We start from the raw sequence: 19,791 nt of genomic DNA on the forward strand, positions 1-19,791 counted from the left end.
GCAACATGGGACGCAAAGAGGATAACATCGCAAAGGCCCGCCTATTGATGCACGCGCCCGAATACATCAGGAACATCGGGACGGCGGCGCACATCGACCATGGAAAGACGACGTTCTCCGACAACCTGATCTCGGGCGCCGGGATGATGTCGGAGGAGCTCGCCGGTAAGCAACTCGTGCTCGACTACGACGAGCAGGAGCAGGCGCGCGGCATCACGATCAACGCGGCCGCGGCGTCGATGGTCCACGTCTACGACGGCAAGGAATACCTTATCAACCTCATCGACACACCAGGTCACGTCGACTTCGGTGGCGACGTGACGCGCGCGATGCGTGCCATCGACGGTGCTTTCATCCTCGTCTGCGCGGTGGAAGGTGTCATGCCGCAGACGGAGACGGTCATCCGGCAAGCGCTTCGCGAGCGCGTCCGCCCGATCCTCGTCATCAACAAGGTCGATCGCCTCATCAACGAGCTCAAGGTGACGCCCCAACAGATGCAGGAACGGTTCCAGGCGGTCATCGCCGAGGTCGACGACCTCATGCAACGACAGCTCCCGGACGATCTCAAGAAACCGTGGCGGCTCAACGTCGAGGCGGGCACCGTGCTCTTCGCCTCGGCCTTCAACAATTGGGCCATCAGCGTGCCGTACATGAAGAAGTCCGGCGTCACTTTCAAGGACATCTACAACTACTGCCACGACGGCCAGCAGAAGGAACTCGCGAAAAAAGCCCCGATACACCAAGTGGTGCTCGACGCGTCGATCCACCACCACCCGCCGCCGCACAAGGCGCAGGCGTACCGTATCCCGCAGATCTGGAAAGGGGACCTTGCGAGCGACATCGGGAAATCGCTCCTCTCGTCGAACGAGAAGGGGCCGCTTGCCTACATGGTCACGAAGATAATCATCGACCCGCACGCGGGCGAAGTCGCCGTCGGGCGCGTCTTCTCGGGCTCCATCAAGAAGGGCCAGAAGCTCTACGTTAGCGGTTCTCCCGGCACGAACACGGTCCAATCGGTGGGTATGCTCGTCGGTGCGGACAGGATAACGACGGAGGAAGTGACGGCCGGGAACATCGCGGCCGTCGTGGGCTTGAAGGACGCGATAGCCGGAGCCACCGTCTCCGCCGAGGAGATGGAGCCGTTCGAAAAGATCGTCCACGTGTCCGAACCCGTCGTGACCGTCGCCATCGAGGCCAAGCACACGAAGGACCTCCCCCGGCTCGTCGAGGTCCTGCGCTCGGTCGCAAAGGCCGACCCGTCGATCCAGGTCGAGATCAACCAGGAGACGGGCGAGCACTTGATGAGCGGAATGGGCGAACTCCACTTGGAGATCACAGAGTACCGAATCAAGAACGAGCACAAGGTCGAGATCTCGACATCGGAGCCTATCGTCGTCTACCGCGAATCCGTCCAGGGCCGCAGCCCTCAGGCGTTCGAAGGGAAGTCGCCGAACAAGCACAACAAGTTCTACGTCACGGCGGAACCCCTCGAAGCCGCCTTCGTGGAGGCGCTACACGCCGGTGAGATCCCCGAAGGCCGCACCAAGAACATCAAGGAACTCATCCCGAAACTCGTCGAGCTCGGTTGGGAGAAGGACCTCGCGAAGGGCCTTTTCACCACGAAGGGCACGAACGTGTTCATCGACGCGACCAAAGGGATACAGTACCTCCACGAGACGAAGGAACTCATCATCGAGGCCTTCGAAGAGGCGATGGCTAAGGGGCCGCGCTCTGGCGAGCCGGTCTCGAGCACGAAGTTCCTTCTCCACGACGCGAAGCTCCACGAGGACGCGGTCCACAGGGGCCCCGCGCAAGTGATCCCTGCCGCCAGGAACGCGCTGTACGGCGCGATGGTCACGGCGAAGACGATCCTCATAGAGCCGAAGCAGAAAGTCTACATCTCGGTCCCGCAAGACGTCATGGGCGCTGCAGCACGAGAAGTCCAGCAACGCCGTGGCGTCATCGAGAACATGGATCAGGAGGGCGACCTCACGATCATCCACGCGAAAGCGCCCGTCGCCGAACTCTTCGGATTCGCCTCCGCGATCAGGAGCGCCACGCAAGGGCGCTGCCTCTGGTCGACCGAGTTCTCGGGCTTCGAGAACCTCCCGCATGAACTGCAGGAGAAGGTGACGAAGGAGATCAGGAAGAGGAAGGGACTGCCGGAGAACCCGTATGGCGCGGATTACTACGCCGGCTGATGCCGGCTACGTGATCCGCTTGTCCTCGCCTTCCTACGAGGGCTCTGACGGGGCGGACTATTATTCTGGCTGATGGCCAGCGTCGGAATCCGCTTGGTCTTTCCATCGCTTGAAGGCCCCGACGGAGTCGATCACTGCTGGGGTAGGCCCAGGCTTGAAAGGTCGGCGCCACAAACCGGCTTATACCGGACTATGCTACATCGTATCCGATAGCGTGGACAAGATAGCGTCAAAGATCAATTGGCTCGAATGGTCGCCCGAGGCGTTCGACCGTGCGCGCCGCGAGAACAAGCCGGTTCTCGCTCGGCTCTCGGCGGTCTGGTGCCATTGGTGCCACGTGCAGGACTCGACGTCAGATCAGGATGACCGTGTCATCTCTCGGGCGCACGAGAAGTTCATCCCGGTGCGAGTCGACATCGACCGGCGCCCGGACATCCGCGAGCGCTACAATTTCGGTGGCTATCCGACGAGCGTCTTCCTGACCCCTGACGCCGAGGTCATCGTCGGTGGCACGTACATGCCGCCCGACGACTACGTGAAGGCGATGGATTACGTGGAGAAGTTGTTCCGGGAAGGCGGCCACAAGAAAACGCCAGGGCATGGTCACGAACACGGTCACGAACACCATCCCGGACACGAACACGACGGTGAGCCCGAACACGACCACGAACATGCGCCGCATCGCACGGGAAAGCCGGCCCTGGCGGAGCTCGACTCCAAGTTCGTCACGGGGTACGTCATGGGCTCGATCCGTCAGGCGTACGACCCCGTCTACGGCGGTTTTGGGATGGAGCCGAAGTTCCCGATGCCGGAGACGGTAGAGTTCCTTCTTGATCGTTACGAGGAGACAAGAGAGGGACGCCTTCTCCAGATGGCCGCGGAGACGATGCGGAAGATCCGGGAGTCGGCGCTCTGGGACCCCGTCGAGGAAGGGTTCTTCCGTTACAGCGTCACCGCCGACTGGTCGGAGCCCCACTACGAGAAGATGCTTGACGTGAACGCCGGGCTACTTTTGAACAGCGCGCATCTTTTTGCGTTGACCGGAGAACAGGTATTCGCGGACACGGCGCGCGGCATGATCGATTACGCCAACCGCAATCTTTGGAACGACGATGGGGGTTTTGGCGGTTCACAGGACGCCGACGAGGATTACTATGGGCGCGATGCGACCGGCCGAAAGGGGATGGCAGCCCCCTACATCGACAAGACGATCTACGCTGACCTCGACGCAAAGATGATCAGCTCGCTCTTCGCGGCATATTCCTACTGCGGCTTCGAGGATGCGAAGATCCGCGCCGTTGAGGGGCTTTCGGGTTTTGCCAAGCTCTTCCGGTCAAACGACGGCGGTCTGCGCCATTATCACGCGCAGGGTCGTTCGGGCGTCACGGGGCTTTTTTCCGACCACGTCTTTGGCGCGAAGGCGTACCTCGACGGTTATGAAGCGACGGGCGAGCGCGAGTACCTTCTGGAAGCGGAGCGCATCGCGCGCGGTTTCCTCTCGACGTTCGCTCACCCGTCCGGCGGGTTCGGTGACAGGGTCCCCGATCCAGACGAGATCGGCCTCCTCAAGACGCCGCAACGTAACCTTTCAGAGAACGCGGCCGCCGCGAAGGTCCTGGCGAAACTGGGCGAGACAATCGGTGACGAGACGATCGTCACATCGGCGCGGCAATGCGTCATTGCGCTTTTGGGCGAATTCGAGCGGTACGGTTTCCATGCCGCGGATTACGCGCGGGCCGTGAGGCTCGTGGAAGGCCCACGGGTCACGCTCGTTGTGGTGGGTCGAAGGGGCGAGGCCGCTGTCGAGAAGCTGCGTTCGGCCGCCGTCCGTTACCGGCACCCGGCGAAGATCCTGAAGCATCTCGACTCGGACTCGGACGCGGTCGAGATCGCGCTCCGGCATTACGAAGGACCGGCCATCTACGCATGCGCCGGCAGCGCCTGCGCCGCGCCGATAACGGATTCCGCGCGGGCGATGGCCGGGATCTATGCCGCCGTGAGAACTCTCATTGAATAAGCCACGCGACGCAGGCCGGCCTAAACGGCGTTCAAGCGCAGATCGCGCGGGGGGACCTTCTATTTGAGCCTGCACCTAATTGGATCTGGTACGAGAGCGCAGGGCCCGGGAAGGGATCGACGTTCTCGTTCGCAGTTCCCATCCACGCGCCCGGAACGCGGGGCGAGCCGGGAATCGCGCTCGCGGCCCAACATCAAACGCACGCCTCGCCTTGACCATGTGGGTCGCCGGAAGAGCCGCAAGGGACGCTCGCGGGATGCCCATCTCAAGCGTCGAGCTTGGAGAGCCTGTCCTTCCATTCCCGTAGCCGCGGATAGTCCTTCGGCACTTCCTTCCCGACGAAATAGAGCGGGAAAATAGCGCCGTACGCCGCGAAGTCGGCGGCACTCGGCTCGCCGAGGATGTAATCGTGGCCTTTCAGCGACTCTTCGAGCCAACCGTAGAGGGGCTTCACCTTCTCCGGGTACGTGTTCGCGGCTTTCCAGACGATCTCCTCCCACGGGCCCCGCTGCATCTCCTTCAACCACTCGAAGACGTAGCCTTCCACGTCGTCTTTCGCTCTGAACTTCTTCGCCAGGTCCGGGATGATCGTCTTGAATACGGCCTCTTCCAACACCTCGTGCGCCCAGTTCTCGATGAGCTTCGCTTGGCCGCGGACGTCCTTCGGGTAGAGCGCCGGCAATGGCCACTTCGCCTCGACCCAGTCGATCATGTCGGTCTTGCCGTAGTAAGCCACCTTGTCTTTCCCGTCGGAAATGAACGGCACGACGTCCTGCCCGGACGCCTCGATGAGGTTCCTCTTGTCGTGGTACTTCACGTTCACGCGCTCGAAAGGGACGGCCTTGTAGTTCAACGCGAGGCGGATCTTCACGCAGTGGTGGCTGAACGGAATCTCATAGAGTTTGAGCATCATGGCGGCGAACCCAGCGGCGACTCTTTATCGTTTCTCCCATGCGCCTTCACGTCGACCACCATCACGACCCGGCAATCTGACGGCCAAGTAGTCGGCACAGCGCGCGTAGACATGGGGGGAGCGCCTGCCCGCCACAACTTAGATGGGGCGGTAAAGTCCCTGCCGGCGTATGGGACGTGGGGCTCGGCCTTTCGCGGCCGCAATGGTCGCGCTGGTAATCGCCCTCAGCGGCTGCGTGGGACCGCAGGATCCGCAGGGCCCCGGCGCCAATGGGGGCAACGTGGAGACGGCCTCCGTCGACGTCACCGGGGATCTTTCATCCGCCATGAAGGCGGGTCGACTCGATTCCAACATCGCCAAGCGGTTCGGCGCGCTTCCGCTCGTTAGCGAACCGCTTATCAACCAATGGTTCTTGGCCGTGGGTTCGTCGGGCAAGGAAAGACCCTTGACCGGGTTCTCGTGGTCGATCCCTAACCAGGCGGCGGTGCCTTACCCCTTCCTTCAGCAACTCCAGTACGCCGTGCTCGAGGTCGCGCCGATCCCCGATCCGGCCGCGAGCAAGGTCGACCGGTGGGTGCTCCTCGCGTTCGTCGAGAATGAGGGCACCGCGGTCATCAACTCTTGGACGACGGTCTCGCCGGAGCCATACGAGCTTGAAGGGCCGCCGATTCCGACGGCGACAGTCGCCATTGACCAACCCGACCCCTCGCGGCCCACGAGATTCTTTGTCGGCGCGACGAACCTCCAACCCGGAGCGCGCGTCCTCCTTGTCATCGGGGCCGAGTCGGCCGGTCCCATGGATTTCGCGGTGGCGTTCCGAGTCCTGGACCACTATCCAAAGTCGGACGAGCGGGTCGCGCGGAGCGTCGAGGATTTCCTCGCGAACGTGAGCGGCGCACCCCGTCTCCTTCCCGTCACTGGCCAAGGGAAAGGATTCCGTCATGCCCTTTACCAGGAGTTCAGCAACCTGCTCGTCTTCAGTGGATTGCGGAAAACGGACGATGCCACGGTCATCGAAGCGATCCCATTGGCGATCAACCCCGCGCAGGCACGCGACACCACCATCCATTACGACCTCCCGTCTGGCGAAGGATGGGGAACCGCGTCCGGCACGATTTTCAGCGATCAGACGATGGGTCGCTGGGAGGTATCGGCCGACCTACACGGCGAAACGCTCACCCACTCGGACGTGATTGTCCCCCGGCCGTCGTTCTTCCTGCCGGTCCCGGTGCCAGCGCCCGGCGGTTTTTCCTTCTTTACCGTGAGCGGCGGCGGATCGGGACACGGGGAAGCAACTATGAGAGTGACATTGGCCGGCGCCCCCACCTCGTTCTCGATCTATTTCCAGGCCTTGGATCTCGGCGCCTCGCTCGAACAGCTCATCGGGCTCCCGCCGGCACCTGCCGTTTCGTTCGTGTCGAAGGCACTTCCGGTCCCAGCGGTCCACGAGCGCTCGCAATCCGAGGGGCCGTTCGCAGCGCGTTTCCAGTTCCGGCCCGGCCCATTCGGTTTCGCTCCGGAAATAGGTCAGCCACGGCAAGGATGATAGGCCGGCCGAACACCCGCCCGCGCGCCCCAAGCCACCCCCCACTTTTTATATAGGGGTTGGCCTATTCCGCGACTACTTCTCCTTCTACGGAGGACTCATCATGGCAGAAAAACCGCACTTGAACCTCGTTGTCATTGGACACGTTGACCACGGCAAGTCGACGATGGTCGGCCGCCTACTCTTCGACACCGGCACCATCCCAGCCCACGTCATCGAGAAGCTCAAGCAGGAGGCCGAAGAGAAGGGCAAGGGCGGTTTCGAGTTCGCCTACGTCATGGACAACCTCAAGGAAGAGCGCGAGCGCGGCGTCACGATCGACATCGCACACAAGAGGTTCGACACCCAGAAGTACTACTTCACGATCATCGATGCACCCGGCCACCGTGACTTCGTCAAGAACATGATCACGGGAACGAGCCAGGCCGATGCGGCGATCATCGTCTGCGGCGCGCCGGAAGGCGTCCAAGCGCAGACGAAGGAGCACGTCTTCCTTTCGAGAACGCTCGGTGTCGACCAGATCATCGTGGCCGTCAACAAGATGGACATGGTCGGGTTCGACCAGAAGAAGTACGAGGCCATCAAGGCGGACATGGAGAAGCTCCTGAAGATGGTCGGGTTCAAGCCGGAGAACATCCCGTTCATCCCGACATCCGCGTACAAGGGCGACAACATCGCGAAGGCGAGCCCTAACCTCTCGTGGTGGAAGGGCGACACGCTTCTCAAGGCCCTCGATGGCCTGAATGTCCCGAAGAAGCCGACCGACCTGCCTCTTCGAGTTCCCCTCCAGGACGTCTACACCATCACCGGCATCGGGACCGTCCCCGTGGGCCGCGTCGAGACCGGGGTCTTGAAGATCAACGACAAACTCGTCTTCCAACCCTCCGGGGCGAACGGCGAAGTCAAGTCGATCGAGATGCACCACGAACAGATCCAGAAGGCGGAGCCCGGCGACAACGTCGGGTTCAACGTCCGTGGCATCGGCAAGGGCGACGTCCGCCGAGGCGACGTCGCGGGCCACCCGGAGAAGCCGCCGAAGGTCGCGAAGACCTTCACGGCGCAGATCGCCGTCTTGCAGCACCCGAGCGCCATCAGCGTCGGTTACACCCCGGTGTTCCACGCCCACACGGCCCAGGTCGCGTGCACCTTCGTCGAGCTTCAGAAGAAACTTGACCCGAAAACGGGACAAACGAAGGAAGAGAACCCGCAGTTCCTGAAGACCGGCGACGTTGCAATCGTGAAGATCCAGCCGCAGCGCCCGCTCAGTATCGAGAAGTCGAAGGAGATCCCCCACATGGCCCGTTTCGCGATACGCGACATGGGTACCACGGTGGCGGCGGGGATCTGCGTCGATATCGAGGAACGCACCGCGTAGGTGCTTTCCCAGACAACCGGGGAGACCCGAGGGGTTTCCTGGAGGTCGAGCAACGCGCCGCTCAGGCGGCGCGCGTCATTCTGTCGGGGGCGTTTGCCCCCGGCCCCGTTCTTTCTACTTACCTCCCTTTCCCCAGGCCGTACGGTCGGGGCTCATGCTGCAGAGTGTCAAGAAACCCCTGCTGGTCGTCTCCTCGTCCGTCGATTTCGGGACCGACAATGCCCCCTGTATCGTCCGACCGGATTGAACCGGCTGCATTGAGCTAGGGTCTTGCCAATCTCCTTTTCCGTCTGGAACCTCTTCGAGGGTCGTGCGCCCACCCATCGCCGTCCTCGCGGTCGTAATATTGACGGCTGGCTGCATGGCTCCGGCATCCCTCGAGAGCGGAGCGGACTCGGGGGCCTTCGCCACGCCCGATCCTTTCGAATCCATACGCGAGACCCTCTCCGGCGTCCCGTGCCGAGTCGAGACCGTCGGGCCTGCGACGAGCGCGAACCTGAAAGAGATCGGCCTCGTCACGTTCGACCCGTCGCGCCACGAGATGCTCGACGCGCGCGGCGACCACCTTCTTGCGTCTCGCGACCAACTCGGAGGCCTCGAGGTCGTCGACATCAGGGACCCAGCGCATCCAGAGATCCTTTCGACATTGGAAGACTTTGCACCAGAGGTCCTCGACGTGAAGTGGACGCCGGACGGAAAGGCCGCGCTACTTGGCAACTACACGAGCATCGGTGTGGTCGACCTCACGATGCCGGAGAATCCGAGGCTCGCGTCCGTTTGGGACTATCCGGCGCCGAAACAGAACACGAACATGCACATGTTGGCCGCAAAACGGATCAATGGGGCGGACTGGGTGTTCGTCGCTCCTAACGACGATACGGGCGTCCATATCCTGAAGCTCGAAGGGATCGGCATGAACCGCACGCTAACATGGGCCGCGAATTTCGCCCCCGCGTTGAACGGTGGTCCGCTCGGGCCGCATGACATGACCGTCTTGGACGATGACATCCTTGGAAAGCCTCTCATGTATGTCGCCAATGGTTTCGAGGGTTGGCTCGCGGCCGACGTCTCCGACCCGGCGCATCCCGTGCAGCTCGGCGGCTGGGTCAACGCGGATCCCTTCCAGAGCTACACCCATTCTATCGTCGCCGAGACCATCGGCGGCCGCCGCATCGTCGCAACGATAGCGGAGGTCGGCGTGAACGCCCTCAAAGTCTACGATGCGACCGATTTCCAAAGGCCCGTCCTCCTCGCCATGTGGCAGGCCAACAAGACCGCGCCAAACCACGCCGAACACAGCCTGCAACTTCTCCGCGGCTTCCTCTACATGGCGCACTACCATGAGGGGCTCTACGTCTTCGACCTGACGACCATCGGCGCCTCGCCACTGTTAGCGACGGCCACGATCGCCCCCATGGCGCACTACTCGCCGCCGATCCTCGCTGAGACGAACGACGAGTTCCAGCGCACGATGGGCTTCAAGAACGTGTGGGACATCGTGATCGAACGGGGAATCCTCTACGTGAACGACGTCGCGCGCGGCGTCGTCGTCATGGGGTTCGGTTGCCTCGCGCCGGGCGACGCCCAAGCGACTTCTGCGTCTTGACCCGTCCCGCGACGGTCCCCCGTGTTGGTCCCGGCCTCGGCCGAGGTATGCACCATGGCGTTCCCGTGGGAGCAGTCGGAAGACGAAAGTCCCCTGCATTGCCCGCCCATTCCGAGTTAGACGGCAAGACCACCGACGCGTGGTGTCGGCCATCAGAGGGAACCACCGTGAGGGCCACCCCGAAGTTTTCCTCGCCCGTGCGGCAAACGCTTATAAAGGATGCCGTCATCCGAGGCTCTACGCCAGTCGAGGTTGCGGCCACCCCAGAGTCCGGGGCGGCCGGTAGTTCGACGGGCTTAGGAACCCAAGAGGTAACGACATGGCTCAAACGGCGCGAATCAGTCTGGCAGGCCACGACCCGACGAAGCTCGATCTCATCTGCAGGCAGATCAAAGAGATCGCTGAACGCACGGGTGTCGCGATGGCCGGCCCGATCCCGCTTCCGACCAAGAGGCTCACGGTGCCCATCAGGAAAAGCCCCGACGGCGAAGGCACGGCCACCGTCGAACGGTGGGAGATGCGCGTCCACAAGAGGCTCATCGATATCGACGCCGACGAGCGGGCGTTGCGGGCCTTGATGAGGATCCAGGTGCCGGATTCCGTGAACATTGAGATCGTCCTACGTTCGTAGAGCGTTCTTAGAAGCTGATCGATGGCGACGCACTCCTAACCGCGTCTACGGGCCGCGCTCTTACGCATTAGGGCCACCGCGCCTCCGATCAAGGCCGCGCCTTCGAACCCGGGGACCGCATTCCCGCCGTCACCTTGCCCCGTGGCGTTCCCATCCACCCTGCCGCCTTCCTTGCCCTCGTTCGATCGGTTGCCCCCGGCGCTCGTCTGGTTTGACGACGCCGTCCAAGGCGGCGTCTCTTCGCCGGGATCGAACCGGGTTATGGTGTCAAGGTCTTGCGTAAGGCCGGGCCAGCCGCCGAAGACGTACGCGTGCCTACCGTCGAAGATCGCGGCGGAGGCGTGCGCGGGGGCCGGAAGCACCGCCGCGACCGCCGATAGCGAGTGGTTCGTCGGGTCGTACTTCGCGATGAGCGGGGTAGGGTTGCCGTAGTTCGAGGACCCGCCGAAGATGTACGCCGCACCGTCGGCGTAGACGCCGCTCGCGAACCCTCGCCCGGGAAGGAAAGTCGGTCCCATCGTCGAAACCGAGAGGCCCGCCGTATCGAAGCGCACGATCTCGGTCGACGGCCCGGGATCAGGCACGCCGCCGAACACGAAGGCGTTCGACCCGACTCGTACCGCGGCGGTCCCGGCCCGCCCGGAAGCGAATTGGCCCGGGGGCGGGAGGGTCGAAGCGACCCCGGTGGCGGGATCGTATCCCACGATCTTGTCGCTCGTAAGAAGCGCAGCGCCGGTGGTACCCCCGAAGATGAAGGCCGTTCTCCCGTCAAACACGGCACTCGTCCGTCCGACCGGCGATGGAAGGAGCGTCGGTCGCAGGGACGCCGTATCGGTCACGGGGTCGTAGACCACGATCTCGGCTATCTCCGAGATGCCTCTCGCCACACCGCCGAAGATGAACGCGTTCGAGCCATCGAAGACGGCACTCGTCGCATACCTTGCGTATGGGAGGCGTGCCGTCATCGTGAGGATGGAGTCGGTGGAAGGGTTGTACCTGAGTATGCGGTCATAGGTCGCGGATCCTTCGCTGGAGAACCCTCCGAAAAGGTACGCGCAGCCCCCGGGACACCCGGCGTCCGGGCGATCGCGGTCGTCCCAGATCGCGCTCATCTCCTGGCTCCTCGTCGGCAGTCGAGCGCCCATCGTGGTCACGGTGTCAGGAAGAGCGGAGGCCGCAGGCGCCAATGCCCCTAGGAGGGCGAGCATTGCAAGGAGGAAGCCAAGGACGGCGCGTTTGCCCATCGGTAATCGACCGCGGTCGCTTTCCCACACGGGCTCTTATATGTTGTTGTCTCAAGACTTGGAACGCCGTATAGGGCACACTTGCCTTCCGTGCGGGCCCGCGCTTCGTCAACTTTCCAGGTAGTCGAGGTCCTTGCCGTACGTCTCCTTCAGGTTCCTTAGGGCTGCCAGGGAAATCAGTATGCATGCGAGCCCGACGATGAGGGCGCTTCTCACGAGGCCGACGCTCAAGGCGAGTGTCTGGAAGGCGAGCGTGATCGGGACCACCGACCCCCGGATGAAGTTTGGCACCGTTGTCGTCACTGTGGAGCGGAGGTTCGTGCCGAACTGTTCTGAAGCCACGGTGACGAAGACCGCCCAGTACCCGACACCGAGCCCAAGGAGGAAACAGACGGCGTAGAACGCCTCCGCCGAGAGCCCGCGAGAGAAGATGAAGAGGAGGACCAGGGCCATCGTGAGGGGTTGCGACCAGAACACGACCCACCATCGGCTCTTCCACTTCTGGCTCAAGACACCGAGGCCGAACCCGCCGAGCGCGGCACCTGCATAGTTGTACATAACGGCGGTCCCCGCGGAGACCGGACCCACCACACCGATGGCTGCGGCAAGCTCCGGCGAGAACGTCACGAGGATGCCGACGCTGTACCAGATGGGGAGGCCAATGAGGATGCAGGAGACGTACTTGACCAGCCGCTCGCGTGATGAGAAGAGAAGGCGGATGTCCCCACGCCCGCTGGTCTGGGGCTTGAGGGCCTTGTACATCCCGGATTCGCGGAGTCTGAACCGCGCGAAAAGGAGGACGAGTCCGAGGCCGCCTCCGACGAGATATGCCGTCTGCCATTGGAACGCGTTCGCGACCATCACGGCAAAGACCGCCCCGAGGATGCCGACACCCGCCACGATGGCGGTGCCGTAGCCGCGGGTCTCCGTCGACATGACCTCGCTCACGAGCGTCACGGCGGCCCCGAGCTCTCCCGCAAGCCCTACCCCCGCGACAAACCGCAGTAATCCGTAGGTGGTCACGTCGGTCACGTAGGCGTTCGCGATCGTCGCTACGGAGTAGAGGAAGATCGACCCGAAAAGCACCGAGATGCGGCCCCGCTTGTCGCCCAAGATCCCCCAAAGGATGCCGCCGACGAGTAGGCCGGCCATCTGCATGTTGAGGAGGAAGACGCCGGCGGAGAGCATTCCCGTCGCCGGGACCCCGAGAGTCTGGAGACTCGGCACGCGCACGATGCTGAAGAGGAGGAGGTCGTAGATGTCGACGAAGTAGCCAAGCGCCGAGACGATGACCGTGCGGTTCAGGATGGCGCCGATCGTCGATGGCGCCCCGGGCGCGGTGGTCGGCATCGCTTCTCGGTCCTTCGTCATCCGGCCTCGCGAGGTTGCGACGCCTAGCACCAGGAAAGCGATGATGCGGACGCTATTCAAAGCTAGCGCATACCCTCGGCGAGACTTGCGCAAACGCTCGGGGAGATACGTTTCGCGATATTTTTATACTCGGCCTCCGAATTAAATCCTGGGATGCAAATGCCAGTGGACATACTCCAGATCCTCCTAGGATTCGTCACCGGTGTCGCGGCCACCGCGATAGCCGTCGAAGCCTCGATGCGGAGATTCAAGAACCCAGAGCGCTCGTCTTTCACCGGAACTTGGGACCTCCACGAGATGGGGCCCCCGGGAACGGTCTGCATCTCCGCCGAAAGGATCACGCGCGCGGCCATACCCCGCGGATCCAAGATCATGGTCAAGGAAAAGGGCGCGTTCGTGACACCTCAACTCCTCCAAAGCGCCGAGTGCCGCGTCAACCCGAAAGTGGCCGCGAACTTCGCGGTGGGAAACGACCGCGCGTTCGTCTTCTCCTCCCACATCCATGAAGGGGCCCGCGGGATCGAGACCGTGGACCAGGCTTTGGTCACCTCGCTCCAGAACGAGTTCGCTAGACTCTGGCGCGAAGCCGAGCTTTGCGTCGAAGAACTCTCCATCGCGGAACTTTCGCGTTGGGACAACATCAGCGTGAGGACGAGCGGCATCGCCCGCGACGTTGTACGAGGCGCGGACGGGCTCTGCCTCATGCATGTCGCCGATGGGGGAGACGTCATCGAGGTCGTTGCAAACGACGATTGCATGCTCTTCAAGGGCGCGCCCGTGAAGGTCACGGGCAGGCTCATTAAGGGAAAAGGCCATTCCACGATCCGGGCGGAACGCGTCGAGCGGTTGATGCCGAGCGAGCAGATCCACCGCGCGCTTCTCCAGCAGGTCAACTAGTTGGGACTACTCGTCAAGGATGCGCTGATAGTCACCCAGGATGCCCGCCGCAGCGTGCTCAGGGCCGACATCCTGACCGATGGGAACCGCATCAAGGCGGTCGGCAAGGGCCTCAAGCGCCCGCGCGGCACTACGGTCATCGACGGGACCGGAAAGATCGCGTTGCCCGGCCTCATCAATTCACACACGCACTCTCCGATGACGCTATTTCGGGGCCTCGCGGACGACATGCCCCTGGAGAAATGGCTGAAAGACAGGATCTGGCCGGCGGAAGCGCGTCTTAAGGCACCTCTCGTCCGGGCCGGCGCCGACCTTGCGATGCTTGAGATGATATCGAGCGGTACTACCTCCTTCAATGACATGTATTTCTTTTCCGACGAGACGGCGAAGGCCTGCGAGAAGGCGGGGCTGCGCGGTTGGGTTGGGTTCCCCGTCCTCGACGCCGGGACACCGGAGATGAAGTACGATGCGATGCAACCCGCCGCCCGGAAATTCGTTTCCCGGTGGAACGGCGGCGGGCTCGTGACCCCCACCATCGCCCCCCACGCCGCTTACACGTGCAGCGCGAAGACCCTCGACTGGTGCGGGAAACTGGCCGAAGAGCTCGGCGTGATGCTCCACACCCACTGCGCCGAGACCCGCACCGAGACGCACGACGTCGAAGCGAAGTATAGCCGCCGTCCCTTGCGACAACTCATGGACCACGGTTGCGTGACTTCGAGGACGGTCCTTGCGCATTGCGGCTGGATCACCAAGGAAGAGATCCGCCTCATCGCCGGGGCGAAAGCAAAGGTCGCCCATTGCCCCGTTAGCAACATGAAACTAGGCACGGGCGGCTCGATGCCGCTTCCCGAACTCTTGGAGGCCGGCGTCACGGTGGGCCTCGGAACCGATGGTCCGGCAAGCAACAACACGCTCGACATGTTCGAGACGATGAAATTCGCGGCCCTTGTCCACAAACAGAACCGTTGGGACCCGAGCATCGTCCCGGCGCAAGCCGCGCTCGACATGGCGACGAGAGGCGGTGCGGCGACGGTTGGAAGGTCGGCGGATCTTGGGTCCATCGAGGCGGGGAAACTCGCCGACATCGTCCTCGTCCGCACGGATGTCGCGCGCATGCAGCCGCTCCACGACCCTGTGAGCCAAATCGTTTACGCGGCGCGGGGAACCGACGTTTCGGACGTGATAGTGGACGGTCGGGTCCTCATGCGGGACAACCAGGTCACGACGCTGAACGCGGATCGCGTGATCAAGGCTGCGGCAAGGGCGGCGCGCAGGATAGCGGGCTAGGGGATTGCGGCAACTACCCGTCACGCGATACGCCTCGCGGATACTTCGCACGGCAGGCCTAAACACCACCCCCTCGCCCGCCTGCGGGCGCCAACGCTTGACGCAATCAGGGGTCTGGCGCGATTCGGAGTACCATGATCTTCGTGCGACTCAAGCCGGCAGCTGTAACATGCGAGACAGCACGGTCCCGGTCTCAGCTGTCAAATGTAACCCGTTTGAGCGCCCTCGTCGCTCCGCACGGACAAGACCAGCAGCCACCAAGCGGTCCACATGCCACTTCACGGTCGATTCGCGCCGCTCCAACAACCTGGAATGGAGCCGCTGATCGATGCCCGGCCGCAAGTAGATGTATCGGATTATCTCGCGGACACGCTCTCCGCGCGCTAGGGCATGCAATCTCTGCTCCAATTCGCCGAATCGGCCTCCGTTCAGGAAGAAACACTTCTCACGACCGAACGGCCTCAACGTTATGAGCCCTGGTGCGCGCCCCGTTTCCACTGCACAGGGGCAAGCGTGAAGAACGATCGATGGTTTCACGGGCCGGGTGTGGCGCGTGAAGCAATCGAAATTTTCCCCGGAACAGCGTAGCGAGATCGTCGTTTCCCTTCTTGGCGGCCGTGTTTCGGCCGCCGAATTGCGCCGGGAACACCAGATCACGACCACGACCCTGTACCGATGGCGCGAGATCTTCCTTGAGGCCGCCTTGCGCGGCCTCCAAGGCGAGGGACCGAGTCAACGCGAGGCCGAGCTCGAACGCGAGACGACGCGTTTGAAGGAGACGATCGGGGAGCTCGCGATGGCGAATTACGCGTTAAAAAAGGGGGCGTCGCTCTCGACCGGAAGGAAGGGGGGGCGTGTGTGACGTTCCTCGTCGAGAGGGGTGTGACGGTGAGTAGAGCCTGTTGGCTGGTGGGTCTGCCACGTCGCTCGTACTACTGCGAGCCGAAGGCCAGACCGCTTCGCGCGACGGACCCGGAGGTCCATCGCGCGGTTCTGGACCTCGCCGCAGAGCGGATCAGTTTCGGGTACCGCCGCATCACGGCGATGGTCAGGCGCCTTCTTGGGAGGCGCGTGAACGAGAAGGCCGTTCGGCGGATTATGAAACTCGAGAAGCTCACCCTGCGGCCGTGCGTACAACCTCGTTCGAGGATTCCGAAGCAGCGCGGCAGGTTGTTGACGGACCGTCCCGACGAGGCGTACCAGATGGATCTCAAGTACATCTGGTGCGGGCGAGACGGCTGGGCCTACCTGCAAAACGTCGTCGATACTTGCACGAACGAGTGGCTCGGGTACGTCTTCGACAAGCGATGCGGGTCCCGGGAAGCCATCCGGCTCCTCGAACAAGTCGTGATGAATCGCTTCCCCAGGACGTGTCGCGTCCAAGCGACGCGACTCCGCGTCGATAACGGTCCCTGCTATCGGGCCGACGCATTTGTGAATCACGCGAAGGCCGTCGGATTCGAGGTCGAGCACATCCAGGTCCGTACACCGGAAGACAACGGCATGATCGAGAGCCTGCACGCCAACCTAGACCGGGATTACCTCCGCCATGCCTCCTTCGACTCGTTCCGGGAGGCCGAAGCCTTCTTGGCTTCGGCCCACATCGACTACAACGAGGTCAAGCCGCAAAAGAGGCTCGGCTGGCGGACACCGAAAGAGTATTACGCGGAATTGATGACGAATGGACGCACAAACCTATAACGGGATGTGCAGAGAAACAGGTCGCACACCAAGGTCAGGGCCCCCCAGATATGGAACGATTGGATAGTGTGGCACGCGCAAAGCGACCATCCAACGCCGCCCGGTTCGGATGAAACCGACGTGTTCGCATATCGAATATCGACGGGCGAGAAACGAGCTCTAGCTACAGGACCGTCCGTACAGAGCGTACCCATCATCTACGGCACGACCGTCGTGTGGCGCGATTTTCTCAAATCAGAAGGACGAATCCAACTCTGGACAGCTGACCTCGATACGGACCACTCGTCAATTCTCCCGATTCCCTTCAAGACTGAGCTTGGAACAAGGGGGCTTTACGAAGACCTAGTGCTTTTCGAATCCCAGACTGAGGACGTGAATATTCGAGGTCTTTACGTCCTAAACACCACGAGCGGCAACCTCACGCGACTGACGGACTACATCGTTGGTTTGAGCGAGATCTGGAAAGATAAGGTCGTCTGGATTGCCGAACCCGACGAAAATCCGAGTAACCACACCCAGCTCATACTTCATAATCTTTCCACTGGAACCAATCAAGTCCTAGCGGAATCGCCACCTGGTCTCAACGAGATGGACGTATACGAGAATCTCGTAGCCTACATGGTTGCGTCCGGACCCACGCCCCGCGACGACTGGGACATACACCTTCTTAACTTATCTGATGGGTCGTCCTCGGTCGTAGCATTTAATGAAACCGGACCCGCGCACCAGGACCGCCCACGTGTAGCTGGCGACTGGATCGTGTACCAAGAGTACGTGCAAGGAATCCGCCGTAGTGACACCGTGAAAGCCTATCATGTCCCGACGGCCACACGTGTCACCGTCGCCGAAGGCAATTTCCAAGTGGGCATCGATGTCTGGGAGAACCGGGTCGTCTACACAGAGCTAAACTTGAAGGGTGACCGGGACCACGTCTACCTACGGTGCCTGGAAACGCCACCGTGAGCACTGCAATTTTCGGAGAAAGACGCGCACATGCAACAAGCCAAATTCGATTTCCCACCCCTTCTTAGGTCCCGTCCCACGGCGCCCTCTGCAGGCTCAACTTAGGATCGTTGGCAGTTTGACTATAGCGTGACAGGGGTCTTGGCAAGGGCGCAGCAGAAGTGATTCGTCCGGTGATCTCGCGTCACCAGATGGAGAGCTCGCGGAAGGCTTGCATCCTCGCAGCGACGTCCTCTGAAGTCCGGTCCCGCAGCCCATCCACGCTGAACTTCTCGACGCAGAAGCTCGCCGCCGCGGAGCCCGCGATGACGGCCCGCCTCATCGAGTCCTCCGTCACCGTCCCATCGCGGGCAAGGCTTCCGATGAAGCCGCCTGCGAACGAGTCCCCGGCTCCTGTGGGGTCGAACACCTCCTCAAGTGGCAGCGCAGGTGCGCTGAAAACACGGCTTCCGTTGAAGAGGAGAGCTCCATGTTCCCCCTTCTTCACGACGACGGTCGATGGGCCCATCTTCCGCACGAGTCCTGCGGCCTTCACGAGATTGTGCGTGCCGGAGAGTTCCCGGGCTTCCGAGTCGTTGATTATGAGGCAATCGACGCGGGCGATGACCTTGTCCAGGTCCTTGCGCGCCGTCTCCATCCAGAAGTTCATCGTGTCCATCACGACGAGCTTCGGGCGCTTCTCCAACGAATCAAGGACCTTTGACTGTATCGCGGGCACGAGGTTGCCGAGGAAAAGGAACTCGCTCTGGCGGTAGGATTGGGGAAGTTTTGGGTCGAAGGTCCCAAGCGTGTTCAACTCCGTGAGCAACGTGTCGCGAGTGTTCAGGTCGAAATGGTAGCGTCCCGACCATCGGAACGTCTTCCCGCCTTTCACGGTCTCGAGTCCGGAGAGATCGACCCCTCGTTTCTCAAGGAACCCGAACGATCCTTTCTCAAGGTCGTCTCCGGCGACCCCTACGAAACGGACAGGCGCGAAAAGTGACGCCGCCGCGCTTGCGTAGACGGCGCTTCCGCCGAGGACACGCTCCGCTTTTCCAAACGGCGTTTCAATGTCGTCGATGCCGATGGAGCCGACTATGAGGACCGGGGTTGGCACGAGGGCGACGAAGAGCGAGAAAGGATTAACACTTTGCCCCCCCGCGAAATGCTGTCAAACGGGTTCGCGAAGGCGTTCTCTGAACGAAAGTGGCTCCTTCGGCGCCTTCTCTTCCTTTGCTTCTTCCCGGCGCCCCAGGATCGACTTCAAGCGGGGCCGCCTCCAAGCCATCTAACGACAAAGCGGGGCGGGTAGTAGGCAAGGAGGCTCGCGGCCGCAGCACCCATGCCGAACACGACGAGGACGACGAATTTCAACGTGTCGTCGGTGCCCAGAAACGCGACCAGACCGCTTCCGATGTAGCCGAGGATCGTGCCCGCAACGAGGACTATGCGGTATCGTTGGAGCGGCTCCGTGACCTGGGTGAGAAGCGAGAGGTACGCGATGCTGGAAAGGATAGGCGGAAGGCCCACCATCACGTAGACGACGCGTTGGAGGTCGCCGCCAGGGTCGAGGCCGACGATCCATGGATCGACCCGGAGCGTCCTACCCGACTCGAAGGTCGATATGAAAAAGATCCCAAGGACCGTCGCGTACAAGGCGCCTAGCGCAATGGCCGCCTTCTTGGACCCGGTGAACAGGTGAACGAGGTAATACGTGATACCCCAGACGGAGATGCAAAGAAGAGGGTTCGCGACGACCCTGGAGAGGAGGAACATCTCAAGCGTCAGGGCGTCTTGTGCCGCCACTACCGTGACGCTTCCTTGCAACACGAGATAGGCGCCGAGGGCCCACCACCAGGCGGCGGCGCCGAATCGGGCAAGGCGACTCTCGTCGCTCACAGGCCTTGCGTGGACCGCGCGGCCGACCATCACGAACGCGACGCCGGTGACGATGCTCAAAGCGCCCGCGAAGGCAAGGGTCAGGACAACCATGCTGGAAATGGGTTCTGATGCCACTCATATATTCATGTTGGCATGGGTCGGACCGGAAACGGCGC

The 19,791-nt window shown here is 62.3% G+C and carries 16 protein-coding genes; 11 read left to right on the plus strand and 5 right to left on the minus strand.

All coding sequences use genetic code 11. The annotated features are described in order from the left end of the window. The first annotated feature begins 5 nt into the window (after nt 1-5). Complete coding sequence (locus HY556_08950; protein MBI4393906.1) at nt 6-2,201, plus strand: elongation factor EF-2; 2,196 nt, start codon at nt 6-8, stop codon at nt 2,199-2,201. Nucleotides 2,202-2,415: 214 nt separating this feature from the next. Next, nucleotides 2,416-4,218, plus strand: coding sequence for a thioredoxin domain-containing protein (locus HY556_08955; protein ID MBI4393907.1), 1,803 nt, complete (start codon nt 2,416-2,418; stop codon nt 4,216-4,218). 265 nt (nt 4,219-4,483) lie between these two features. On the opposite strand, the gene HY556_08960 is transcribed toward HY556_08955, so the two are convergent. Then, nucleotides 4,484-5,131: a glutathione S-transferase family protein gene (locus tag HY556_08960; GenBank protein MBI4393908.1), complete on the minus strand. Its 648-nt coding sequence runs from the start codon at nt 5,129-5,131 to the stop codon at nt 4,484-4,486. A gap of 202 nt (nt 5,132-5,333) precedes the next feature. Here HY556_08960 and HY556_08965 point away from each other — a divergent pair, with 202 nt between their 5' ends. From HY556_08965 to HY556_08980, 4 genes are all read left to right on the plus strand, one after another. Continuing rightward, nucleotides 5,334-6,677 carry a hypothetical protein gene (locus HY556_08965; protein MBI4393909.1) on the plus strand — a complete coding sequence of 448 codons (1,344 nt, stop codon included), beginning with the start codon at nt 5,334-5,336 and terminating at the stop codon, nt 6,675-6,677. A 100-nt stretch (nt 6,678-6,777) separates the two neighbouring features. After that, nucleotides 6,778-8,052 (plus strand): translation elongation factor EF-1 subunit alpha, encoded by a 1,275-nt coding sequence (gene tuf, locus HY556_08970; protein MBI4393910.1) that lies wholly within the window; start codon nt 6,778-6,780, stop codon nt 8,050-8,052. A gap of 310 nt (nt 8,053-8,362) precedes the next feature. After that, nucleotides 8,363-9,658 (plus strand): hypothetical protein, encoded by a 1,296-nt coding sequence (locus HY556_08975; GenBank protein ID MBI4393911.1) that lies wholly within the window; start codon nt 8,363-8,365, stop codon nt 9,656-9,658. A gap of 319 nt (nt 9,659-9,977) precedes the next feature. Further along, nucleotides 9,978-10,289 carry a 30S ribosomal protein S10 gene (locus HY556_08980; protein MBI4393912.1) on the plus strand — a complete coding sequence of 104 codons (312 nt, stop codon included), beginning with the start codon at nt 9,978-9,980 and terminating at the stop codon, nt 10,287-10,289. A gap of 35 nt (nt 10,290-10,324) precedes the next feature. Here the strand turns inward: HY556_08980 and HY556_08985 are convergent, their stop codons facing one another. Together HY556_08985 and HY556_08990 are read right to left on the minus strand one after the other, a co-directional pair. Further along, on the minus strand, nt 10,325-11,533 hold the full coding sequence (locus tag HY556_08985) for a hypothetical protein (GenBank protein ID MBI4393913.1): 1,209 nt from the start codon (nt 11,531-11,533) through the stop codon (nt 10,325-10,327). Nucleotides 11,534-11,641: 108 nt separating this feature from the next. Further along, nucleotides 11,642-12,883 (minus strand): MFS transporter, encoded by a 1,242-nt coding sequence (locus HY556_08990; protein ID MBI4393914.1) that lies wholly within the window; start codon nt 12,881-12,883, stop codon nt 11,642-11,644. A 174-nt stretch (nt 12,884-13,057) separates the two neighbouring features. Between HY556_08990 and HY556_08995 the strand changes: the two genes are divergently transcribed. The 5 genes from HY556_08995 (at nt 13,058) to HY556_09015 (ending at nt 17,755) form a co-directional block, all read left to right on the plus strand. Further along, nucleotides 13,058-13,801, plus strand: a complete 744-nt coding sequence (locus HY556_08995) for a hypothetical protein (GenBank protein ID MBI4393915.1) — start codon at nt 13,058-13,060, stop codon at nt 13,799-13,801. Further along, nucleotides 13,802-15,091 carry an amidohydrolase gene (locus tag HY556_09000; GenBank protein MBI4393916.1) on the plus strand — a complete coding sequence of 430 codons (1,290 nt, stop codon included), beginning with the start codon at nt 13,802-13,804 and terminating at the stop codon, nt 15,089-15,091. 553 nt (nt 15,092-15,644) lie between these two features. Continuing rightward, nucleotides 15,645-15,953 carry a transposase gene (locus HY556_09005; GenBank protein MBI4393917.1) on the plus strand — a complete coding sequence of 103 codons (309 nt, stop codon included), beginning with the start codon at nt 15,645-15,647 and terminating at the stop codon, nt 15,951-15,953. Continuing rightward, nucleotides 15,950-16,792, plus strand: a complete 843-nt coding sequence (locus HY556_09010) for an IS3 family transposase (protein ID MBI4393918.1) — start codon at nt 15,950-15,952, stop codon at nt 16,790-16,792. Before HY556_09005 ends, HY556_09010 begins: the two co-directional genes overlap by 4 nt. Before the next feature lie 6 nt (nt 16,793-16,798). Then, entirely contained in the window at nt 16,799-17,755 is a 957-nt protein-coding gene (locus HY556_09015; protein MBI4393919.1) for a hypothetical protein, read from the plus strand. 184 nt (nt 17,756-17,939) lie between these two features. Here HY556_09015 and HY556_09020 read toward each other — a convergent pair whose 3' ends face one another. Together HY556_09020 and HY556_09025 are read right to left on the minus strand one after the other, a co-directional pair. Then, on the minus strand, nt 17,940-18,821 hold the full coding sequence (locus tag HY556_09020; protein MBI4393920.1) for a sugar kinase: 882 nt from the start codon (nt 18,819-18,821) through the stop codon (nt 17,940-17,942). Between the two features lie 176 nt (nt 18,822-18,997). Beyond that, nucleotides 18,998-19,726, minus strand: coding sequence for a hypothetical protein (locus tag HY556_09025; GenBank protein MBI4393921.1), 729 nt, complete (start codon nt 19,724-19,726; stop codon nt 18,998-19,000). Nucleotides 19,727-19,791: the final 65 nt, after the last annotated feature.

Source organism: Euryarchaeota archaeon, from assembly GCA_016207515.1.
In the GTDB taxonomy this organism is placed as follows: domain Archaea; phylum Thermoplasmatota; class SW-10-69-26; order JACQPN01; family JACQPN01; genus JACQPN01.

Bases quoted from the DNA above. Each gene is read 5' to 3' on its own strand.
- HY556_08950 (MBI4393906.1), top strand. From the start codon at position 6: ATGGGACGCAAAGAGGATAACATCGCAAAGGCCCGCCTATTGATGCAC.
- HY556_08960 (MBI4393908.1), bottom strand. From the start codon at position 5,131: ATGATGCTCAAACTCTATGAGATTCCGTTCAGCCACCACTGCGTGAAG.
- HY556_08965 (MBI4393909.1), top strand. From the start codon at position 5,334: ATGGTCGCGCTGGTAATCGCCCTCAGCGGCTGCGTGGGACCGCAGGAT.
- HY556_08980 (MBI4393912.1), top strand. From the start codon at position 9,978: ATGGCTCAAACGGCGCGAATCAGTCTGGCAGGCCACGACCCGACGAAG.
- HY556_08985 (MBI4393913.1), bottom strand. From the start codon at position 11,533: ATGGGCAAACGCGCCGTCCTTGGCTTCCTCCTTGCAATGCTCGCCCTC.
- HY556_08990 (MBI4393914.1), bottom strand. From the start codon at position 12,883: ATGCCGACCACCGCGCCCGGGGCGCCATCGACGATCGGCGCCATCCTG.
- HY556_08995 (MBI4393915.1), top strand. From the start codon at position 13,058: ATGCAAATGCCAGTGGACATACTCCAGATCCTCCTAGGATTCGTCACC.
- HY556_09025 (MBI4393921.1), bottom strand. From the start codon at position 19,726: ATGGTTGTCCTGACCCTTGCCTTCGCGGGCGCTTTGAGCATCGTCACC.